Source organism: Emergencia sp. (assembly GCF_048465375.1).
In the GTDB taxonomy this organism is placed as follows: Bacteria; Bacillota; Clostridia; order Peptostreptococcales; family Anaerovoracaceae; genus Senimuribacter.
This window is the reverse complement of the sequence record NZ_DBFWLQ010000024.1, coordinates 1-21,839: the sequence shown is the minus strand read 5'-3', so window position 1 is coordinate 21,839 and position 21,839 is coordinate 1. Positions and strand designations below refer to the sequence as shown.

Here is a 21,839-nt window from a genome sequence, read left to right as displayed (position 1 = left end):
GCCAAAGGAGGTGAAAGCTTGACACATTATGTACTATTCAAATTTAAGCCCGGTATTTCTATCGAAAGAGTTCTTCATTGTTACAATAACACCTATCTGAAAATGAAATCCCAATTGCCAGAGGTGGAGAGTATTTCCTTTCATGAGAATTGTATCGATAGAGATTCCAATATGGATGTCATGATTACAGTCAAACTGAAAAGCAAAGACGGATTGTGTGACTATCTCAATCACCCTCTTCATCTTCAATTTATTTCTGACACCAATGATGATATTATTAACCGCGTATCATTTGACTGTGAATCATACGCTGAGAATGGAGGTTATGACAAATGAACGGAATTTTGCTCGACAAAGCAGACACGGTAGTTACCGTTACAGAGGAGATTGCGGCAGGTGTTTCTGTTTCATATCTTTTCGAATCCGCAGAAACACAAGTAACAGCGATAGAAGATATCCCTCAATACCATAAAATAGCTATCGTGAATATCAAAGCCGGAGAAAATATCCTAAAATATGGAGAGCCCATCGGGTATGCGACACAGGATATTTTTGCCGGACAACATGTTCACACACAGAACATGGATAATCAATAGGAGGTAATAACGATGAAATTTAAAGGATTTAGGCGCAGTGACGGCAGCGTGGGTGTTCGCAATCACGTGGTAATATTGCCAGGCTGTATTTGCTCTGCCGGTGCGGCGAGAAAAATTGCAGCCTCTGCAAAAGGCACAACCTATCTCTACAATCCTAACGGCTGTGCGCAAAATACCCAGGATACCGCCCTGACCTTAGAGATTCTTTCCGGCATGATTGCTAACGGCAACGTATACGGCGCGCTGATCGTCGGCCTGGGATGCGAAATCATCCAGGAAGAAATGTATATGAAAGCCATCAGAGAAAAAACAGACAAGCCCATACATTATATCAGCATCCAAAAGGAAGGCGGCATTGCAAAGACAGTAAAGAAAGGGGTAGAAATCGCAGAAAAGCTATGCCTGGAAGCCAATCGATGCCAGCGAGAAGATATTGATATCGGAGAATTGATTCTTGGAATGGAGTGTGGCGGTTCGGACCCTACCTCTGGATTCTCTGCCAACACCGTCTTGGGAAATACTTCTGACAGACTGGTCGATCTAGGCGGGACAAGCGTACTCAGTGAAACGCCAGAAGCTATCGGGGCGGAAAATATTTTGCGAAAACGCGGAATCACGCCGGAAATTGGTCAGAAACTCTACGATACAGTCAAACGCTGTGAACAGCTTTATCTTGACGCTGGCGAAGACATACGCAATACAAATCCTTCTCCGGGCAACAAAGCTGGCGGAATCACCACTCTGGAAGAAAAATCTATCGGCTGCATCCACAAAAGCGGCAGCAAACCATTCACTGACGTTATCGGCTATGGCGAAAAAATCACCCAGAAAGGATTGTTATTTATGGACAGTACCGCTTACGATGTCGCTTCAACTGTTGCCAAAATCGCAGGCGGCGCGCAGGTCATCGCCTTTACCACTGGCCGTGGTACGCCTGTCGGCAACGCCATTGCACCAGTCATCAAAATTACAGGTAACCACGAGACTTTCACCTATCTCAACGATATGATAGATTTTGATACAAGTGATAGCTTCTCAGGTCATAAAACGATCGAGGAATTAGGTGAAGAACTTTTGGAATATATTCTGCTCGTTTGTAACGGAACACTCGTCAAAGCTGAAGAAAATGATATTTCAGACATGGCTATCAATCAGCTGCACAGCTACTGTTAGCGTATTTAAGAATCAGAAAGGAGTTTAAAATGAAAATATTAAAAACAGTGCAAAAAATACCAGGCGGACTCATGGTAATCCCACTTTTCCTCGGTGCAATCATCAATCTTCTGTTCCCTGAAATCCTGGATGTAGGCGGTATGACCACGGCTACTTTTAAAACTGGTGCATCCTCTTTTATCGGTGCCAGCTTGATGTGTGTAGGATCGCAGATTACCATTACCAAAGTCGGCGAACCTCTGAAAAGAGGCGCTGTGCTCTTGCTTGCCAAGTTCCTGGCGGGCTTTCTTCCCACCCTTCTGGTTTCTCAATTATTTGGTGCGGCAGGCATCCTCGGCATCACGCCCTTGATGCTCCTTGCTGCTGTCACCAACAGCAACGGTGGTATGTATTTAGGATTGATGACTCAATTTGGAGATGAAAACGATTTAGGCGCACAATCTTTACTGGGTATCAACGATGGACCTTTCCTGACACTGATCGGCATGGGGCTGGCTGGACTGGCCAGCTTTGACTACATGGCGCTCCTCGGTTCTGTCGGCACACTGTTTGTCGGCATTCTTCTAGGCAACATCGACAAAGATATCCGGGAATTCTTAAAGCCCGGCATCATGTTTACTCTGCCCTTCCTGGCCTTCTGTCTAGGTACTGGCTTGAATCTGAAAAATATCGTAACTGGCGGCTTAACTGGTATCTTCTTAGGTGTTTTAGTCGTAGTGCTGACAGGGTTGTTTACCATCTCTGCTGATAAGCTGATATTAAAACGTCCTGGCTATGCCGGAGCGGCTCTTTGCACCACTGCCGGTAATGCTGTCGCTACACCGGCAATTCTGGCCGAAGCTGCACCAAATCTGGCAGGACAGGTGGAAGCTGCTACAGCAGCCGTGGCTACGGCTGTCATTGTCACAGCAATCCTCTGCCCAATCGTCACCAGTTTAGCTGCTAAGAAATTTGGCAGCCCCGGCGCACAGAGACTTCCCAATAGATAAGAAAACGAAGGAACAAAAACGGGACCGAAACTGGTCCCGTTTTTTAATAAATCAACTTCTCTCTGATATTCTCAAATGCCTCTATGGAGATATTTTTTACCTTTTTATTAGCTTCTGACAGCGGTGCGATGTAACTGACGATGACACTAGTGATGCCTTTTTTATGTTTGAAATAGCCAGCCTGCTCACTGATGCTCTCCACATTGCTGGTCTTTACGAAGACCGTTTTCTTCTTAAATCCGCCGAATGAGAGAGATACATTCTCATCATTGCCGTAGATGGCGGCGTTTTTGTACTGCATGATGATGCTGGCGATACTCAGAAGCACGAGGATAACACCGATGACCCATACATCTCTGCAGAAGACGATGGTCTGTGAATAGTAAATAGATAGTAAAAGCAATGACAGGGAAAAGAGCAGACCTGCGTTATAAAAGAAATAGCGGAGGCTTCCTTTCTGCGGCCGCACGTATTCCGACTCCCTCTTCATCTCTGGCAGAATTTCCCCGATGACCCGTCGCATGGGGGCAGTTTTGATCAGAGGAAACAGAATCGGGTCTTCGCTGGATTCTTCATCACCCGAACCTCCGTATCCGATTGCGAACAGATGAAGCGTCCCCATTCCAATCCATCTCATGAACAAGGATTGCTCGTAAGAAAAACCACTGATTTTTTTCTTCTGTATTGTATAGCGCTTTTTTGTTAAAAGGCCGTATTCAATTTTGATTGCCTCTCCATTATCAAGAACATGGAATCCATAATACCTGATCAGGCAGCCAACGCTGCCGCAAATGACCGCTAGAAGAAGAACTACGGCAATCATGGTCATAATGATCTGCAGCAAACTCATGCTGGCGAAAAGCCTCCCCAGCCCAGAATCAACTACGGTCTGTGTTACGTTAAAATAGGCTGAACCCGCTGATAGCAGCCCGATTAGCTGCAGAAGGAAGATTCCCTTTGATTTGATTGCTCCCATCAAAAGCAAATCGATCCCTTTCACCTGGTACGCCTGGCCCTCCTCTTTCCTTCCTTTTTGGTCATCTGCCGCCAGATTAAGACCATCCAACCCCTTCCTGCCGCTGAGCAATAGGAGTCTCACCTTCACGGCATCTTCTTTAGAGAAGGTCATCCTGATCTTTGTCTTTTGTTCACTGATATTGCTGGCGTTGTCGATATTCAGTCGATAGGCGCCAAAGATCTGGTGCAGAATTTTTTGAGAAAAGTCCACCGTGGTAATGGTAGAAATGGGAACCTCCAACGTTTTCTTTGATAGGAAACCGCTTTTGACGATGAGTTTTTCATCGTCGATGGAATAGTACGTAAAGAGATACTGCGCGACTCTGCCGACAGGTCCCACCAAAACGATGATGAGTAGAGGAATATTCTGCGTAATCACGCTCATATCCCCTTTCATCAAACCTATGAGGACAGCGATGACAAGAAGCCCGAAGTCCTTGATAAAGTTTTCAAAGATAAAGAGCAGATGGCCGCGTTTGGGTCCGAAATTCATCTACAAAACCCCCTTCTCAGAAACTCTGTCATATAACCGGTTCTTCAAGTTCTCGCAGATCCCGTCTGCTGTTTCCTGGTCAAGCCCTTGGATCTCGAAGCTGCCGCTGGCCAGTGCCATCTCCACCTTATATAGCCCTAACGCTCTGTTGACAGGACCCTGCGAGATTGTAATATTTTGAATCCTGATGATGGGAATTACTGTCTGTTTTACAAAGAAAATACCATGCCTTATGATCACTTTATCCTCTTCAACGAGATAACCCCACTGCTTATATTCAATCTGCGGAAAAATAGTCAGCGCAACAATTTGGTAAAGAGCCAGCAAAATCAATCCACCTATAATGACGTATTTCCAAAAGGATTCCCATCCACAAACGACTAGATAAATCGACAGAGGTATCGTAATCAGCAAAATAACCCCCAAGGCGATGGCCTCTCCAATTCTCCAGCTCTTGATTGCTTTTTTGTCTGGTTTCTTAAACTCCATTCTCTTCTCTCCATTTGTTGTAGCGAACTTCTTTTTCCGGCCTGTCAAAAGGCTGCCCCAGCTGATAACAATCGATGACATCCGCATCCTTGACGATTTCTTCAATAGGCGAACCGACCTCTTTTTTCAGGCTGTGATTTTTCACTGCAAGTGCAATGATTTCAATTTCCTCCTCGTTAAAAACGCCAACCTCCTGAAGAAAGCCTCTCACTGGCTCATAACCAGCTTCTGCGTGATTCTTTTGTTTCCCTGTGAGAATGCGGCCATAATCGTGCACCGCTGCCGCACAGGCGGCAAGCTCGGGTTCTACTCCTCTCTGCATAGCCAAAATCCATGCACATCTGGCAGAGGAAGCCATATGAATCCTTTCCCAGTCCAAAGTCTCGTCCCTGTCGATGAATTTACCTTCTTGCTCATCAATCACCTTATTCAATTTTACTTCTAATTTTAATAATCTGTTCATGTTCTATATTTTACCTTGATTTTCCGCCCAATGCAATGTATAATTACAATAACATTTACTTCCATTTATAATATTATTTCCCATTTCATAAGGAGGTATATTATGAATAGAAAATTATTTATTACAACGATTGCTTTACTGCTTGCAGTCATCATTCCTGTTACAAGCTGGGCGCTAAGCATGCCTAAGGATCTGCTCACTTACACAGTTTCGCTCACCCCTTCTGGCAACGGCCAGCTCTATTGGAACTATGGCAAGAATATGGAATTTTTCCTCTGCAATGGAAATGATTCCTATAACCAAAACTGCAGAATAAAGAAAGGAGTATCTTACAAGTTTTCCACTCTCGTAGACCGCGGAATCGTACCAAAGGCCGATAACGGCTGGTACTTTGACGGCTTCTACGATAAGTCAGGAACAAAATTGCTCATGAAGCCAGTAAATATTGACGTGATCCGTATCACCACAAATGGTTTCTATGTTTACGACTATCTATTATCCTTTGACAATACAGCCTATAAGAATTACACTGAGAAGAGATATCAAGACGAGATGAAAAAGTATCTGCGCAATCTTTACGGTGTCAGCCGCTATAAAGTAATGTTTCAGACAAAGCTTTACAGTGTTCCTCCAAAGACGGCCAATCTCTATCCTCGTTTTAAAGAAAAAACTCTGCGTAAACTGACATTTCCAAAGGATATGAACAAAATGTACGGCGACCCTTCTTTTATCTTCTGGTCCGATTGTCCAAAAGATATCAACGCGTCGTATAAATCCTCAAATTCGAAAATCTTATCCGTAGATAAAGCCTCCGGTCTTTGCAAAATAAAGGGTGAAGGCGTTGCAACAATCACCATCACCATTCCAGAAACGGAGCGGTATCTGGCAAAAGAGATAAAAGTATCGGCGAGAATCAAACCGATTGGCATATCCATTTTATCTGCTCGCAAAAAAGATACAAAGACCGTAGAGTTGAAATGGAAACCCGATGCAAAGAGTTCAGGCTGTGAAATTGAAATAGCCTCTGACACAAAATTTTCAAAAATCATTGCAAAAAAGACTGTCAGCTCTGCTAAAACTGCTGCAACAAAGATTACGATTCCCAAGAACGCGGTTTGTAAAGCCATTCGCATCAGAGCCTACAAACGCTCCTGCGGAGAAAAGCTTTATGGCGCCTACAATACTTACCACTTTTAAAAATGAAAATAATCTGTAACGAATTGCTGCAGAGTATCACTAATTGATAGATTGATATTAGTATTCTAGGAGGAAACATATATGGATGCCATGGAACAAATTTATTTAGAACATGCCAAAACAGTATATGGTTTTCTCCTGTCCAGAACCCATGACCCTGATTTGGCTGAAGAACTGACCCAAGAAACATTTTTTCAGGCAGTGAGAGGTATTGACAAATTTCAAGGGAATTCCAGTATCTCTACATGGCTCTGCGCAATTGCAAAAAATCTCTGGCGGGAACATCTGCGTAAACAGGCAAAGGAGAACACCATCCTCAATGCTGAAGATGTCCCGCCTCCGATTATGGAGGATGGCTCTACACCAAAATGGGATGATTTGGAGGTTCTCAAAGCGGTGCATCGGCTCAATGATCCCATGCGTGAAGTCATGTATCTCAGGCTCAGCAGCAACTTGACATTTGGTCAGATTGGTGAGATATTGGGAAAAAGTGAAAACTGGGCAAGAGTAACCTACTACCGAGGAAAAGAAAAAATCGTTGAGGAGGTCAACCATGAGTGAATACAAAATACCTTGTGAACTAATCCAGGACTTAATACCGCTATATGTAGACGGTCTGACTTCAGACGTCACTAACAGTTACATGCAGGAGCATTTTCTGGTTTGCGCGGTCTGTCAAAAAAAGTATGAGATGATGAATCAGTCTATCGCATCCGAAGAAGAAGAGATGAAAATCGAAGAGCAAAAAGAAATCGACTATTTAAAAAAGGTAAAAAAAAGCAATCGGAAAAAACTATTTATCGGATTTATCAGCGCTGTTTTAATCATCTTAATTGCCATTTTTGTCAAAGTATATATCTTCGGCTATGAGACAGACAGTTATACCATCACGAACTTCGAACTGGATCGGCAAAATAGCGCTGCCGTTATTGAGGGCAGTTTTGATGGTACAAAAAGTGTCTATTGCCGCTACAAGATAGTTTCACAAAAAGATGGCACCCAAAAAGTAGTCATCTATGGATGTCCGCCTTCGCCTTGGCACAAGGAAAAAGACTTTCAATTCGATATTCCGATCGATTCTATAAAGCAAGAATTAAAGGTTGACGATGCCACCATCAATTATCACGGTATACTTGTATCGCCTCTGGCTCGCAATCTAATCGAAGCGCGGAACCCCTATGTCGGTGACATGCCTGCCAACGAGCGGATTGCCCAACTTCTGAACATCGAAGACTCTCTCGGTTCTTACGAAAACGAACTGCAGACAGATAAATCACCTTACTCCTGGACCCTCAAGTTCAAATCTGTCGTCACTGACTCTCACGCCTTCGACAAGCGGATGGAGTCTTATGCCAGCCTGTTGATGTTCTCCATTGACAACCTAGAAAAAGTCAACTGGACGTATGAGGAAAAATTTCCAAATACCATCAGAACCCATAAAGCTTCTATTACCAGAGCTGAATGCGCAAAATTTGTCGGTGAACTTGACCCGAAGATAAAATCGCCATATTTCTGCCAGGAATTGATAAACTATCTAAACGAGGCGAAATATCCCTCCAATTAACAAAGAGGCCGGTCTTTGAACCGGCCTTTCCTTTGTCTCTGTTTTTCTTTACATATTAAATGAAGGCGGTTTTACATCTACATTAGGAAAATCTGTTCCTGCTGGTGAAGGTGTGGACATATTGAAATACATCTTTGCTGCCTTTGTTGTCCCAAAATCACGGTTTGAACCCGTATCCTGGACCTTGTTAAAGGCTTCTCTGAACATGGCGTTATGAGCCTCTTCACGATTGAGAAGAAAATCGATTGTCTCTTTCACTTTCTTGTCATCAATCTGTCTGTACAGATATTCATATACCACTTTCGCTCTCTGTTCAGATGCAATATTAGACAACAGATCTGCGCATAAATCGCCCGTCACTGTTACATAATCAGCAGTCCAGGAATAACCTGACGCGTTGATCAGCCCTGGATTAAGACCGAGAATAACATGAGACTGGATTTCCCCTGCATCTACAGCAGCCGCATCGACGTCGTGACCATTGAGTAAGTTAATTGTCTGTGCCACCATTTCCATATGACTCAGTTCTTCTGCCGCAATGTCCATAAACAAATCCTTGATTTCCGGATCTTTGATTCTAAAACTCTGTGACATATACTGCATTGCCGCTTTCAGCTCACCATTTCCTCCTCCAAGTTGTTCCTGCAGCAGTGCCGCATATTGTGGATTTGCTCTTTCAACAGCTACCGGATGAAATAATTGTTTTTCGTGTTTAAACATAATTTGCTCCCTTCTATTTTTATCTTTAGAAGCGAATACTTTCGCTTCTACTTTCTCTATTTAATATCTGTAAAATGCGTACAAATATTCAGAAAGAAGCATCACATATTTCATAAAATTTTTTTCTTAGCCATCAAAAAGGATAAGAGCAGAAGTGCTAATAATAGATTTACAAAAACTAGCAGATTTGCTTTATCTCCCGTTTGCGGAACATCAGATTTCACTCTATTTGCTTTTCCTTTTGTCTCCTTTAGAATTACGGTCTGCTCCTTATCGTGGATATCCCTATGCACACCTACAATACTGTCATTTAACTTTAGTGTTTCAAATGCGACGACCGTCTTTCCGGCGAGTTCTTTTTCTTTAAAGTGAAATGTAAGTTCTACGTATCCGCCTGCACTCTTTGGTATAAACTTCCTTTCTGCAGTGACAACCTTCCCATCAGAAATAATTGGTTTTCCTGTAGCTCGATCTATTAAAACCCCTGTTACTGTATAGTTTCTCTCTGGCAGCAGATTTGTATATTTGACGACGTCCGTAATCATGCCAGTTGTGGTATGGGATGCACTGGTTTTTACCTTTGGAACATATACGGTCTGCTTTCTATCCCCGATATCTTTATGCGTTGCAACTTCTACGCTGTCATAGCTCAAGCTTTCAAAAACAACCGTGGTTGTTCCTGCTAGAAGAGACGCATCGAATTGGAATACAATTTCGACAAATCCGTCGCTCTCGTCTGCAACAAAAGTCTTCGTTTCTATGATTTCTTTCCCATTTACTTTAATTGGTTTACCGGTTTCCTGATTCATCAGAATGCCAGTCGCTACATATGTCTTACCAGATATTAAGTTGCTGTATCTAACGATATCAGAAATATTGCGGTCTTTTTCCGCTCTGGTAACATGGTCTTTAGTATCTAAGTCTTTTGCTTCTGTTTTGATTGACGGAAAAAATACAGCCTGCTCTTTATCCTCGATATCCGCATGTTTCGCAATTTCCTTTTCGTCCTGACACAGACTTTCATATACGACAATCGTCTTTCCTGCCAGTCTTGAACCGTCAAAAGTGAATTCCATATTGATCTCCCCGTCTCCAGTCTGCGGCGTGAAGGTCTTTTCTGCCGTGATTTCTTTTCCATTTACAAGTAACGGTCTGCCCGCATTCTTGTCCATCAAAATTCCCTTCATAGTGTACTCTCTGCCTGTGGTTAAACTGTGGTATGCCACGGTGTCCACAATCGTCACTCTCCTGTCCGCTTTTGCGATATGATCTGATGTCTCGCTGTCCTTTGCTGTCGTGCTGATTGACGGCTGTCCCGGTGTTGGCACATTCGGTATGTCCGGCACATCAGGCACTTCGTCTGCCTCGTTCTTGACAGTACCCGCATTGATGTCGTCTATCGTGTTAATTTTCACCTGCACAGTCTTCGTCGAACTGTCCTGTCGGGCAGTGGTGATGCTCTTTACAAGATGGAACCCCGCCTTCGTCGCTGCGCCGTCTACGGTCAGCTTCGGTTCGTTGTCATCAGTCAGTGCTGCGGCAAGGGTATTGTTTACGCTGACTTTCAGGTTCCCTTCTTTATCCATGGTGACGATGTAAGTCGCTTTATCGTCCGTCTTCAGAATCAGCTTTTTTCCTTTCTCAAGCCTGATCAAATTGTCCAGGGCATCGATGTCGATGCCATCCTGATCCAGCATTGCGCTGACCAGGGTACCCGTCGTCACAGACACCTTCACATAGTGGTCAAAGACAGGATTACCGTCCTGATCGATCACCTCAACCAGATCTGCCGGGTCATCAGGATGTTCCGGATTCTGCTTCATCTTTTTCTCGTGAACGGTTGCAGCCGTAATTGCAGACGCCCCTTCCGCCGCGGAAAGGACCAGCGTCCTGTCAACCGGTTTTTTCAAATTCTCCTGCTTCTCCGGCAGGGTGTAATAGGCATAATACCCGGTGTTTGTCACGGTCGGGATATAGGTGCCCTCCATTCCGTCATAGGTGTATGCATAGGTGTTGCCTGTCACGGTGAGGGTCAGAACCTTGCCGTTTGATAGGGTGATGGTCGCCGGATTCTCTTCCGTCACCGTGACCCTTGTCCTGGACATGTCCTTGTACCGTTTAACTACAGCATACGGATCGTCAGCATCCTGATCCAATACGTAGGTTTTTCCATTGACAATCATAGATGCTGCAGGGAATTGATTTAATGTTTCAATTGTAATCGTCGCCTGGCCGTAGCCGTCCATGACTGCCTTTGCCGTCATACCGTCGGCATCCATTCCATCGGCATCCTTGCTGATGTCTAGCGGGGTAGATTTCACACTGTCACCTGCCACAAAATAGTATGGTGTATCATTCAGGATATAACCGTTCCTGGTCGCCAGTTCCTTCAGATAATATACGCCTTCTGGCAATTTAGTCCTGCTTAATGCCTTCCCGTCGTCTCCGACTTTTAGGGTGTCTACCAGGGTTTCCGCTTTCAGGGTTCCATTGCCATAGCAAATCGGATCTGCATTGTAAATACCGAAGACTGCTCCGCCGCCTGGAATATACACATCCGTATTGTAGCCTGTCTCAAAGACCTTGGACAGGTCAATCTCTACTCTGACGTATTCGTTCTTCGCTTTAACAGCCTGCCATACAAGAGGGGTATACTGGTCCTTGTACTGCAGGTTCACTTCCCACGTCTTTTCGGTATCTGCTATGTAGCCATTCGGTGATGACAGTTCCCTGACGATGTATTTCCCAAGGGGTAGTTCTTTGCTGACCGCTTTGCCGTCATCGCCGGTGGTGATGGTCTCCACCAGGTCAGAAAGGGCTGCGGTAGACGTCTTGTACACGCCGTCCATGACCAGGACGCCCACGTCGTTGTCTGCTGAAGATTTATTCTTGTAGACTCTGGCTGTATAGCCGTCGGGGTAGGTGATCTCAAACGGTCCGTCGCCTTCGCCTGTCGTCTGGTCGGACACAATCTCCACGGTGTAATAGACTTCGCTGTTTTTATCACCCTCATGCCTGACTGCCTTCACTGTGTTGCCATAGGCACATTCACGGTTATATACCGGAGTGTCCGGTGACAGTTCCCGGAACCAGTCCACGATTTCACCGGTACGGGTGAATGTGATGGACGGAATCACTTTCTCGTAATTTCCTTCCACAGCCATCATCGGGATGGTCAGCAGCGTCCTGGTAGAACTGCCGAAGTAGTACATCTCTGTCCTAATGCCTTCTTCGCTCAGAAAGTACAGCGGCGCAGAAGGCTCTTTCGCTGTGAAGACAGCAGTATTGCCGTCGGTTTCATGGGTATAGCCGATGCCAGTTTCAATGACAGGCGTCACATCGTATGGGCTGTCGACCACAGTCTTTGCCGTGCCGCCTGCGAGGGCTTGTGAGGAGATTGTGATGCCGTCTAGTTCAAAAGTGAAGCCGTTTTCATTGCCCGCCTGCTGCGTGTAACTGGACTGGTATTCCTCCACTACCATCTTCTTAAAGTTCCCTTTGGCGTCGCAGTCCTGCCAAGTGCCGTCTTCCAGCAGCACCCTATAACTGGCGCCCTCATCGTCCATCTTCATGATGATAGCATGGTGAGTGTTCTTGATAGTCACTTCCCCTTCATCTACTTCGATGTCAGGGATGTAGAGGATTTCCATCCATCCGTCAGGAACCTGGTATTGCGCTTCCGGCATGCCGTCCTGGTCTGAAACTACCCAGTCGTAATTGGCAGTCAGCACCTTGTAAACACCATCACCCATCTTTGCAACGGCCTTACCGTCCTTTGCCGAATCCACCAGGGTCACGTCGTTTTCCCATTCGAATTTGGTTCTGGTTTCCTTAACCGGCGCTTTTTCGCCGTCTTTGTCGTATTTGCCGTCCCCGTCAAGGTCGATGCCCGGCTCGGTAATACGCTCTTCTGCCACGATATCGGCTGCAGTGAGCTGATAGAACTTGTAATCTTTGACAGTATACCTTTTCGTGCCGATGTCCGCAAGGTCTGCAGTCAGACTTCCGTCGGTGTCATAAACCTTGATTCCGTCGGCCTCATAGGTGTAAACCTGCTTGTTGACGTCGAAGACGTTGCCACCTGTATCCCCCACGTTGATGGCAGGGTTGTACATGGTGCCGCCCACGACGGAGGTCGCCTCCGTGGTGGGGATGTCAGCTGCATAGCCTGCCAATACGCTGGTTACCTTGGTAATCCTCATTTTGGTATAGTTAAGGCCTCCCGCGTTATAAGTCATGTCAGCTTCGATATCGTAGCGGTACTTGAAGCCGTCTTCCGTCCGCTCGATGCTAGTCTTATACGTGGTCGGCTTCTGCTCCGGCGTGGTGTAGATGCGAGTGTAACGGTTATCGATGGACGCTTCGCGTCCCAGCTGATAGTATAACTTTGCGCCGCTTTCATGGTCAAAGGTGCCTTCCTCGAAGATTTTCCCCTCCCCGTTCACGCCGGAGTGGGTCTTTTTGTCCGTCGGTATTTTGATTTCCTTGCCGCTTTCCCCATCATAAATCTGGGAACCGTCGTTGCCGTCTGCGAGCCACTGGTCGATAGCGGCATAGATACCAAATACTGCATCCTTCAATTTACCCCAGACGTATTTCGGCGTCCAGACGGTGAAGCCATCCTTCTCGGTCTTTTCAAACCCTGCCAGGACTTCGCCCTCTTTCTCAATTTCAATCTTCCCCTTGACCGGGTTGTTCTTCATGGCCACAGCCTTGTAATATTTGATGTATTCTTCGCCGTCCATGTGACCGTCCTGCTTCTCCACTTTGAAGGTGTAGAAGTTGAAGATGTCCCCTGCCTTATATTCCACCTTGTTGCCCTTCTTGTCATAGACGGCGACCAGGTCATTGGACGGGTCGCCGTCCTTTACCGTCTCCCAGGACATGTCGGGCTTTGCCTTGCCGTCATCGTCCTTACCGTATTCGCCGGACTCCCCGTAGTCTGCATCATGCCCTTGACCGTCTCCGTCATATTTCCCGACGAAATAGCCGTCAGGCAGGAGGAACTCCTCCAGTCGGTAGGTGCCGAACTCCAGGTCATAGGGCAGCACGATCTCGCCATAGGAATTGCAAGTGAAGGTGTAGTCTTTTGATGTGGAGTTGATATTGGCAGCGTTTGGCAGCAGCCTGCCGTAGTTGTCGGATTTTGTCGGATCTGCAAGGAGGTGGTTTCCCATGTAGCGGATGTAGAATTTGGTGCCCTTCATGTTGACCGGCTTTCCCGTCTCCGCATCAGTCTTGACCACCTTGATCACGTTTTCTTTCTTTTTATTGGTGATGCTTTTGCTATGTTGTTTCATATCCTGTTCTATGTTCACCTGAAAACTTTCCAGTACGAAACTCTCGTCATCTGCTTTTACCTCTTCGACAGTATATGCGCCGTACGGGATATCGACGATGAAAAGAGAACCTGTGTCGGACACGGTCATATCGGTCACGGCATTGTCATAGCCAGAGTTATCACGTACTACCCTGTACTTTTTTGCCCCGTCTTCAGTATGTCCGTCTTCGATAAATCTGACATAAGGATGGTCTTCATAACCGCCGGAATTCAGGTACATCTTCCAGTGCGACTTTGTTGAAAGATTCAAGCTGCCAGAACTGCCCTCCTCGTTAAATACATTCTCCGACTCCTTCTGCTTCTTGATCAAAAGCTTTCCCCGCCAGTTGTCATTGATCCAGGTTTCCTGGTTCATGGAAAGCTGGTCCTCGAGGTAATCACCGGTTCCCAGGGCCGTCTCATCTCCGGCATTGGTTCCTTCTGTAGTCTTGTAATTTACAGCGTATTCAATATTTGACCATGCCGGTTCCTGGGTCACGCAGGTACGGGAATCGTTAGTGATGGCATAGAAGCTTACCTCATATTTTCTGCTGCCGGTTCCTATCCCGCTTTCTTCCTCTGTAAACCTGGCATATGCCGGTATCTCTTTTATCTTGTATTCCACCTTCTCCGTGTTGCGCCATTCCAGGCTTGTAGGCGTTACAGTGCAGTGGGTGGACATTTTTCCGTCTGCATCGGTTTCCGTATGGGTATATGTGCCGGAGGCGGTCTTGGTCAGGTCCTCTGTGTTAGTCCATGGCTGGTCGGTCATGACTTCCGTAGAACCGTACTCGTCCAGTGTCACTCGGTCTACTTCCTCGCCGTTTCTGTAAAGGACAAAGGTGGAAGCCAAGGTCGCATCGCCCATGGGTGTGCAGTGGTCGCCGTCCCAGCCCGGATTTTTATCGTCCTTATGTACAGGAAATTCAAAAGTTGGCCAATAGTCCGGTTCAGGCTCTCCCTCTTTTGGGATTTCCTCCTCTTCTCCGCCTGAACGGAACTTAATATACATGGAAATCGGATTATCTGGAACGCCTGTGGCAATAGCTTGCCGCAAGCTTCCACTTGATGACCAAGACCAAATTAACATTTTGCTGCCGTTAAAGCTTTCCTGAATTGGAATCATTTTATCGAACTTGAAAACCAAACCGTCTTTATCTAGTTTTTTACCTTTATATATAAAGGTATATGCATTTCCATTTTTCTTTACTTCCCAATTCTTAGCGGAAGTACCGCTGGCTTTGATATTCACGTCAATTTTATTGCCTTCTTTCAGAGTACAGGTGTAATATCCTGTGGCAGAATCTTTTTTCATCAGCCACCCCTTAGAAGTTGCCGCTGCCTCTTTATTTTCTTTTGCAAAGCTGGCAATTTTCCAATGCTTTTTAATACAAGCTGTCATATAGTTGTAGATATCTGATGCTGCCCTGCCACTGATAATGTTATAATAATGATTAGCTGCAACTAAACCATTTGCCTCTCTTCCATGTCCGCCTTTGATGGAATCTGTTCGAATCAGCTGCTGATATTCCCATATAAGTACCTGGGTAGCAATATACCAGTCATCCAGAGTATAGCTGCCGGCGGTCTTATGCCAGTAACTGCTTTTCGAAAAGCCATTATCATTTAGATCGCTGATATGTCTGCCTGGCTGATAGCCATAAATCAAGGCATATTCAATACCTCGTTTTGAGGACTGCGGATATGCACCAGTATGTGTCCAGCCAGACAGACCTTGTTTTCCTGATAGATTAGTAGTCGTATCTACACGAATTCCATGAGCAATACAATATCCAATCATCGTCTTACTGCCTGTTTTGATCGTGTATTTTTCAATCCCTGCTGTGGAACTTTCATAAGTTGCTGCTTGATCAGCAATTCTGTTCCCCCTTGCATCCCACCAATAGGCTGGTGCCATCTGGCTTTTTTTCCAATTATATGTTTTGCCTGCGGCATCTCTAATCGCACTTCCATAACGGAAAGTTCCAACCGTCGCACCATAAGCGATACCGTTGCCAGTCAATAATGTCAGTGGCATCATTGTGAGCAGTAAGGTCGTAATCAGTAATATCAACCAGATTTTTTTGAAGAAATCTGTCATTTGTTTGTTCATCTTCTAGTTCTCCTTTCGCCAAACAAAAAAGACTACAGTCGCTGTAGTCGTCTTGAGTAATATATATGAAATTTGTGTATATAAAAAGGCGTATCTTCCGATACGCCTTGAATCGTCTTGCTGTTTGCCAGCTTTGCGCTGCCTGCAAAACACTTAATTACACTTATTTACAGTAATATATTACCACATACTTTTTCCCCTGTCAACAATTAAATCATACCGATCACGGTCGCGCTCTCAGGGTTCAAGTCCCTACGATTACATAAAAAAATCCCTTACACCAGAAGGTGTAGGGATTTTTTGGTGCGCGATAAGGGACTTGAACCCCTACGGTCGCCCGCTAGAACCTAAATCTAGTGCGTCTGCCAATTCCGCCAATCGCGCATAAACATAAAAAAAAATGGTGACTCCACCGAGAATCGAACTCGGGTTACCGCCGTGAAAGGGCGGTGTCTTGACCGCTTGACCATGGAGCCACAGAAACCGGCAACGACCTGCTTTCCCAGGCGGCTGCCCGCCAAGTATCATCAGCGCTGGGGAGCTTAACTGCTGTGTTCGAGATGGGAACAGGTGTGCCCTCCCCGCTGTAGTCACCGGATTTCTTCATTTTCTTCTGTTGTCTGGGTACCCCCAGGCCTGAATAACGCCTAACTTGCAAACCTTCCTTGAAACCACTGGTCAAGTGCTCGACCTATTAGTACCGGTCAGCTCCGCATGTCGCCATGCTTCCACCTCCGGCCTATCGACGTGGTAGTCTCCCACGGGTCTTACCTTAAAGGAGGAAATCTCTTCTTGTGGGGGGCTTCGCACTTAGATGCTTTCAGCGCTTATCCCGTCCATACTTAGCTACCCAGCCGTGCCCTTGGCAGGACAACTGGTGCACCAGAGGTATGTCCATCCCGGTCCTCTCGTACTAAGGACAGCTCCACTCAGATTTCCAACGCCCACAGCGGATAGGGACCGAACTGTCTCACGACGTTCTGAACCCAGCTCGCGTACCTCTTTAATGGGCGAACAGCCCAACCCTTGGGACCTACTCCAGCCCCAGGATGAGACGAGCCGACATCGAGGTGCCAAACACCCCCGTCGATGTGAACTCTTGGGGGGTATCAGCCTGTTATCCCCGGGGTAGCTTTTATCCGTTGAGCGATGGCCCTTCCACTCGGAACCACCGGATCACTAAGCCCGACTTTCGTCCCTGCCCGACCTGTATGTCTCGCAGTCAAGCTCCCTTCTGCCTTTGCACTCTGCGCGCGATTTCCGACCGCGCTGAGGGAACCTTTGGGCGCCTCCGTTACTCTTTGGGAGGCGACCGCCCCAGTCAAACTGCCCGCCTGACACTGTCCCAGTGCCGGTTCACGGCACGTGGTTAGAACCTCAACGTTACAAGGGTGGTATCCCAACGGTGACTCCGCGAATACTGGCGTACTCGCCTCTCAGTCTCCCACCTATCCTGTACATGCAACGCCGAAGCTCAATATCAAGCTGCAGTAAAGCTCCACGGGGTCTTTCCGTCCTGCTGCGGGTAACCGGCATCTTTACCGGTACTACAATTTCACCGAGTCTATTGTTGAGACAGTGCCCAGATCATTACGCCTTTCGTGCGGGTCGGAACTTACCCGACAAGGAATTTCGCTACCTTAGGACCGTTATAGTTACGGCCGCCGTTTACTGGGGCTTAAGTTCTGTGCTTCTCCGAAGATGACACTTCCCCTTAACCTTCCAGCACCGGGCAGGCGTCAGCCCCTATACGTCAGCTTTCGCTTTTGCAGAGACCTGTGTTTTTGGTAAACAGTTGCCTGGGCCTTTTCACTGCGGCCTGCCGAAGCAGGCACCCCTTCTCCCGAAGTTACGGGGTCATTTTGCCGAGTTCCTTAACAATAGTTCTCTCGCTCGCCTTAGGATTCTCTCCTCATCTACCTGTGTCGGTTTGCGGTACGGGCACCTCCGGCCTCGCTAGCGGCTTTTCTTGACAGCGTGAAATCGACTGCTTCCGGCTCAATTGCCACCCCGTCACGCCTCAGGATTGCCAGAACGGATTTGCCTGTCCTGACTCCCTCGACGCTTGGACACGCTCTACCAACGGCGTGCTCAGTCTATCCTTCTGTGTCCCCGCTTCGCTCGGACGGCCCTCGGTGGTACGGGAATATCGACCCGTTGTCCATCGCCTACGGCTTTCGCCCTCGGCTTAGGCCCCGACTAACCCTGAGTGGACGAACCTTCCTCAGGAAACCTTAGATTTTCGGCGGGCAGGATTCCCACCTGCCTTACGCTACTCATGCCAACATTCTCTCTCCTATGCAGTCCACCCGTCCTTCCGGACGAGCTTCAGCCCGCATACGATGCTCCTCTACCATACATAAATGTATCCAAAGCTTCGGTAGTAAGTTTCAGCCCCGTTTATCTTCGGCGCAGAGCCACTCGACTAGTGAGCTATTACGCACTCTTTGAATGAATGGCTGCTTCTAAGCCAACATCCTAGCTGTTTGTGCAGCTCCACATCCTTTTCCACTTAACTTACATTTTGGGACCTTAGCTGTTGGTCTGGGCTGTTTCCCTTTCGACTATGAAACTTATCTCCCATAGTCTGACTCCCGCATATGATATTCCGGCATTCGGAGTTTGATAGTTTTCGGTAACCGGTGAAGGCCCCTAGAACATTCAGTGCTCTACCTCCGGATATCTTGCTGCGAGGCTAGCCCTAAAGCTATTTCGAGGAGAACCAGCTATCTCCGGGTTCGATTGGAATTTCACCGCTATCCACAAGTCATCCCAACCTTTTTCAACAGATATGGGTTCGGTCCTCCATAACCTATTACAGTTACTTCAACCTGCTCATGGATAGGTCACCCGGTTTCGGGTCTACAGCATGCAACTCAGCCGCCCTCTTCAGACTCGGTTTCCCTGCGGCTCCGTTGCTCCAGCAACTTAACCTCGCTGCATACCATAACTCGTTGGCCCGTTCTACAAAAAGTACGAGGTCACTTGCGCTCCCTCTGCTTGTAAGCATAAGGTTTCAGGTTCTATTTCACTCCCCTCCCGGGGTTCTTTTCACCTTTCCCTCACGGTACTGTTCTCTATCGGTCACTGGGTAGTATTTAGGCTTGGGGGGTGGGCCCCCCTGCTTCAGACCGGGTTACACGTGTCCGGTCCTACTCTGGATCCGCCCTGCATCTTGTCGGTTCCGCCTACGGGACTTTTACCCCCTGCGGTCTGCCTTTCCAGGCATGTTCGGCTACCGACGCCATGCGTGATGGGCGTCCTCAACCCCATGGACGAGTCCATGGTTTGGCCTCTTCCCCTTTCGCTCGCCGCTACTCAGGGAATCGATGTTTCTTTCTCTTCCTCCGGGTACTTAGATGTTTCAGTTCCCCGGGTTGCCTTCCACACGGCTATGTATTCACCGTGCAATGCCCAAGCATTACCTTGGGCGGGTTCCCCCATTCGGACATCTGCGGGTTGACGGATATTTGCTCCTCACCGCAGCTTTTCGCAGCTTGTCACGTCCTTCTTCGGCTCCCAGTGCCAAGGCATCCGCCTTATGCTCTTCTTCACTTGACCAAGTGAACTGCCGGTTTAGCGTTTAAACCGGTCTTTTGAGAATCTACCTCTATTAAAAAACTTCAGTAAATTGCTTTTTTCTGGTTTCTCGGTTGAAATCATAGATCATACCCTCCGCATTGCCTCTTAAGACCTTGCTTAGTTTGTATTTTCTCGATTTCGTTATTTCTGTGTTTGTTTGTTACACGTTATTCAGTTTTCAAGGTACTTCTACGAACCCCTGAAGGCTCGTGGTGGAGAATAAGGGGCTCGAACCCTTGACCCCCTGCGTGCAAGGCAGGTGCTCTCCCAGCTGAGCTAATTCCCCATATATCAAAACCCCCGATTCTGTCGAAAGGAAGGTTTTGATGAAACCTTTCGGTTATAAAACTCATAGTGCAGAAACCTTCGTCTCCTTAGAAAGGAGGTGATCCAGCCGCACCTTCCGATACGGCTACCTTGTTACGACTTCACCCCAGTCATTGGTTTTGCCTTAGACAGCATATCTCCCTGCCGGCTTCGGGCACCCCCAACTTCCATGGTGTGACGGGCGGTGTGTACAAGACCCGGGAACGCATTCACCGTGGCATTCTGATCCACGATTACTAGCAACTCCGGCTTCGTGCAGGCGGGTTGCAGCCTGCAGTCCGAACTGGGACCGGTTTTTGGGATTTGCTCCCCCTCGCGGGATCGCTTCCTGCTGTACCGGCCATTGTAGCACGTGTGTAGCCCAGAACATAAGGGGCATGATGATTTGACGTCATCCCCACCTTCCTCCGAGTTGTCCCCGGCAGTCCCATTAGAGTGCCCAACTCAATGATGGCAACTAATGGCAAGGGTTGCGCTCGTTGCGGGACTTAACCCAACATCTCACGACACGAGCTGACGACAACCATGCACCACCTGTCTCCCCTGTCCGAAGAAGGATCCGGTTAAGGATCTGTCAGGGGGATGTCAAGTCCTGGTAAGGTTCTTCGCGTTGCTTCGAATTAAACCACATGCTCCGCTGCTTGTGCGGGTCCCCGTCAATTCCTTTGAGTTTCACACTTGCGTGCGTACTCCCCAGGCGGAGCACTTAATGCGTTAACTGCGGCACCGAAGCCTTGCGGCCCCGACACCTAGTGCTCATCGTTTACGGCGTGGACTACCAGGGTATCTAATCCTGTTTGCTCCCCACGCTTTCGTGCCTCAGTGTCAGTAACAGTCCAGAAAGCCGCCTTCGCCACTGGTGTTCCTCCTAATATCTACGCATTTCACCGCTACACTAGGAATTCCGCTTTCCTCTCCTGCACTCAAGTAGCCCAGTTCGCAGGGCGAACAATGGTTGAGCCATTGCCTTAGACCCTGCGCTTAGGTAACCACCTACGCACTCTTTACGCCCAATAATTCCGGATAACGCTCGCCCCCTACGTATTACCGCGGCTGCTGGCACGTAGTTAGCCGGGGCTTCCTCCATGGGTACCGTCATTTGTTTCTTCCCCAAGGACAGAGGTTTACGACCCGAAGGCCTTCATCCCTCACGCGGCGTTGCTGCATCAGGCTTCCGCCCATTGTGCAATATTCCCCACTGCTGCCTCCCGTAGGAGTTTGGACCGTGTCTCAGTTCCAATGTGGCCGATCACCCTCTCAGGTCGGCTACTGATCGTCGCCTTGGTGGGCCGTTACCCCGCCAACCAGCTAATCAGACGCAGGCCCATCCCGTACCGATGAATCTTTGGCCTCCCCCTCATGTGGGGGGGAGGCGTTATGAGGTCTTAATCATCGTTTCCAATGGCTATCCCTCTGTACGGGGCAGGTTGCCTACGCGTTACTCACCCGTCCGCCGCTTTCCACCATATCCTTTTACCGAAGTAGCAGTCAATGGCTTCTCGCTCGACTTGCATGTGTTAGGCACGCCGCCAGCGTTCATCCTGAGCCAGGATCAAACTCTTAATCAAATGGTATATGAAGGCTCTCGCCTTGATATCTTCTTAAGAGATCCGTTAGGATCAAACGCTTTTGCGTTCGCAATTTATTTCTTTCGAAATTATTGTTGTTTTTAAGAAATTGTCGGAAACATCCATGTACATATTGTCTACCAATTTGCATCTGATTGTTTCTTGTTAGTTTTGAGAATCAAGATTCTCTTTGACTTAATTTCTACACTATGAAGTTTTCTAGGTTCT

Annotated in this window: 12 protein-coding genes, 3 tRNA genes and 3 rRNA genes; 7 read left to right on the top strand and 11 right to left on the bottom strand. The window is 47.3% G+C overall.

Annotation, left to right across the window (positions count from 1 at the left end; genetic code table 11):
- Positions 1-18 precede the first annotated feature (18 nt).
- The 4 genes from ACMQ5W_RS15235 to ACMQ5W_RS15220 are packed head-to-tail and all read left to right on the top strand — an operon-like array spanning position 19 to position 2,758.
- Complete coding sequence (locus tag ACMQ5W_RS15235) at positions 19-336, top strand: Dabb family protein (protein WP_419025913.1); 318 nt, start codon at positions 19-21, stop codon at positions 334-336.
- Positions 333-596 (top strand): UxaA family hydrolase, encoded by a 264-nt coding sequence (locus ACMQ5W_RS15230; RefSeq protein WP_419025912.1) that lies wholly within the window; start codon positions 333-335, stop codon positions 594-596. The genes ACMQ5W_RS15235 and ACMQ5W_RS15230 overlap by 4 nt, the downstream gene beginning before the upstream one ends.
- A gap of 12 nt (positions 597-608) precedes the next feature.
- Positions 609-1,769, top strand: coding sequence for a UxaA family hydrolase (locus tag ACMQ5W_RS15225; protein ID WP_419025911.1), 1,161 nt, complete (start codon positions 609-611; stop codon positions 1,767-1,769).
- A gap of 29 nt (positions 1,770-1,798) precedes the next feature.
- Complete coding sequence (locus tag ACMQ5W_RS15220; RefSeq protein ID WP_419025910.1) at positions 1,799-2,758, top strand: 2-keto-3-deoxygluconate permease; 960 nt, start codon at positions 1,799-1,801, stop codon at positions 2,756-2,758.
- Between the two features lie 43 nt (positions 2,759-2,801).
- Here ACMQ5W_RS15220 and ACMQ5W_RS15215 read toward each other — a convergent pair whose 3' ends face one another.
- From ACMQ5W_RS15215 to ACMQ5W_RS15205, 3 genes are read right to left on the bottom strand one after another with little or no spacing between them, the layout of a single operon-like run.
- Positions 2,802-4,268, bottom strand: a complete 1,467-nt coding sequence (locus ACMQ5W_RS15215; protein WP_419025909.1) for a PH domain-containing protein — start codon at positions 4,266-4,268, stop codon at positions 2,802-2,804.
- Positions 4,269-4,757: a PH domain-containing protein gene (locus ACMQ5W_RS15210; RefSeq protein ID WP_419025908.1), complete on the bottom strand. Its 489-nt coding sequence runs from the start codon at positions 4,755-4,757 to the stop codon at positions 4,269-4,271.
- Complete coding sequence (locus tag ACMQ5W_RS15205) at positions 4,747-5,220, bottom strand: HD domain-containing protein (protein ID WP_148493910.1); 474 nt, start codon at positions 5,218-5,220, stop codon at positions 4,747-4,749. Before ACMQ5W_RS15205 ends, ACMQ5W_RS15210 begins: the two co-directional genes overlap by 11 nt.
- 102 nt (positions 5,221-5,322) lie before the next feature.
- Between ACMQ5W_RS15205 and ACMQ5W_RS15200 the strand changes: the two genes are divergently transcribed.
- The 3 genes from ACMQ5W_RS15200 to ACMQ5W_RS15190 all read left to right on the top strand — a co-directional run bounded on the left by ACMQ5W_RS15200 (position 5,323) and on the right by ACMQ5W_RS15190 (position 7,981).
- A complete protein-coding gene (locus tag ACMQ5W_RS15200) occupies positions 5,323-6,417 on the top strand; it encodes a hypothetical protein (protein ID WP_419025907.1) in 1,095 nt (364 codons plus the stop codon).
- 81 nt (positions 6,418-6,498) lie between these two features.
- Positions 6,499-6,978: an RNA polymerase sigma factor gene (locus ACMQ5W_RS15195; protein ID WP_419025906.1), complete on the top strand. Its 480-nt coding sequence runs from the start codon at positions 6,499-6,501 to the stop codon at positions 6,976-6,978.
- On the top strand, positions 6,971-7,981 hold the full coding sequence (locus ACMQ5W_RS15190; RefSeq protein WP_419025905.1) for a DUF4825 domain-containing protein: 1,011 nt from the start codon (positions 6,971-6,973) through the stop codon (positions 7,979-7,981). The genes ACMQ5W_RS15195 and ACMQ5W_RS15190 overlap by 8 nt, the downstream gene beginning before the upstream one ends.
- 48 nt (positions 7,982-8,029) lie before the next feature.
- On the opposite strand, the gene ACMQ5W_RS15185 is transcribed toward ACMQ5W_RS15190, so the two are convergent.
- From ACMQ5W_RS15185 to ACMQ5W_RS15150, 8 genes are all read right to left on the bottom strand, one after another.
- Positions 8,030-8,701 carry a manganese catalase family protein gene (locus ACMQ5W_RS15185; RefSeq protein ID WP_419025904.1) on the bottom strand — a complete coding sequence of 224 codons (672 nt, stop codon included), beginning with the start codon at positions 8,699-8,701 and terminating at the stop codon, positions 8,030-8,032.
- 110 nt (positions 8,702-8,811) lie between these two features.
- Entirely contained in the window at positions 8,812-16,134 is a 7,323-nt protein-coding gene (locus ACMQ5W_RS15180; RefSeq protein ID WP_419025903.1) for a VaFE repeat-containing surface-anchored protein, read from the bottom strand.
- Between the two features lie 301 nt (positions 16,135-16,435).
- Positions 16,436-16,518, bottom strand: a tRNA-Leu gene (locus ACMQ5W_RS15175).
- Positions 16,519-16,535: 17 nt separating this feature from the next.
- Positions 16,536-16,610: transfer RNA gene (locus ACMQ5W_RS15170), tRNA-Glu, on the bottom strand.
- A 5-nt stretch (positions 16,611-16,615) separates the two neighbouring features.
- Positions 16,616-16,732, bottom strand: a 5S ribosomal RNA gene (gene rrf / locus ACMQ5W_RS15165).
- 76 nt (positions 16,733-16,808) lie between these two features.
- Positions 16,809-19,695 (bottom strand): 23S ribosomal RNA (locus ACMQ5W_RS15160).
- A 231-nt stretch (positions 19,696-19,926) separates the two neighbouring features.
- Positions 19,927-20,002, bottom strand: a tRNA-Ala gene (locus ACMQ5W_RS15155).
- A gap of 92 nt (positions 20,003-20,094) precedes the next feature.
- Positions 20,095-21,611: ribosomal RNA gene (locus ACMQ5W_RS15150) — 16S ribosomal RNA — on the bottom strand.
- The 16S, 23S and 5S rRNA genes sit together here with 3 tRNA genes alongside, the layout of an rRNA operon.
- Positions 21,612-21,839 lie beyond the last annotated feature (228 nt).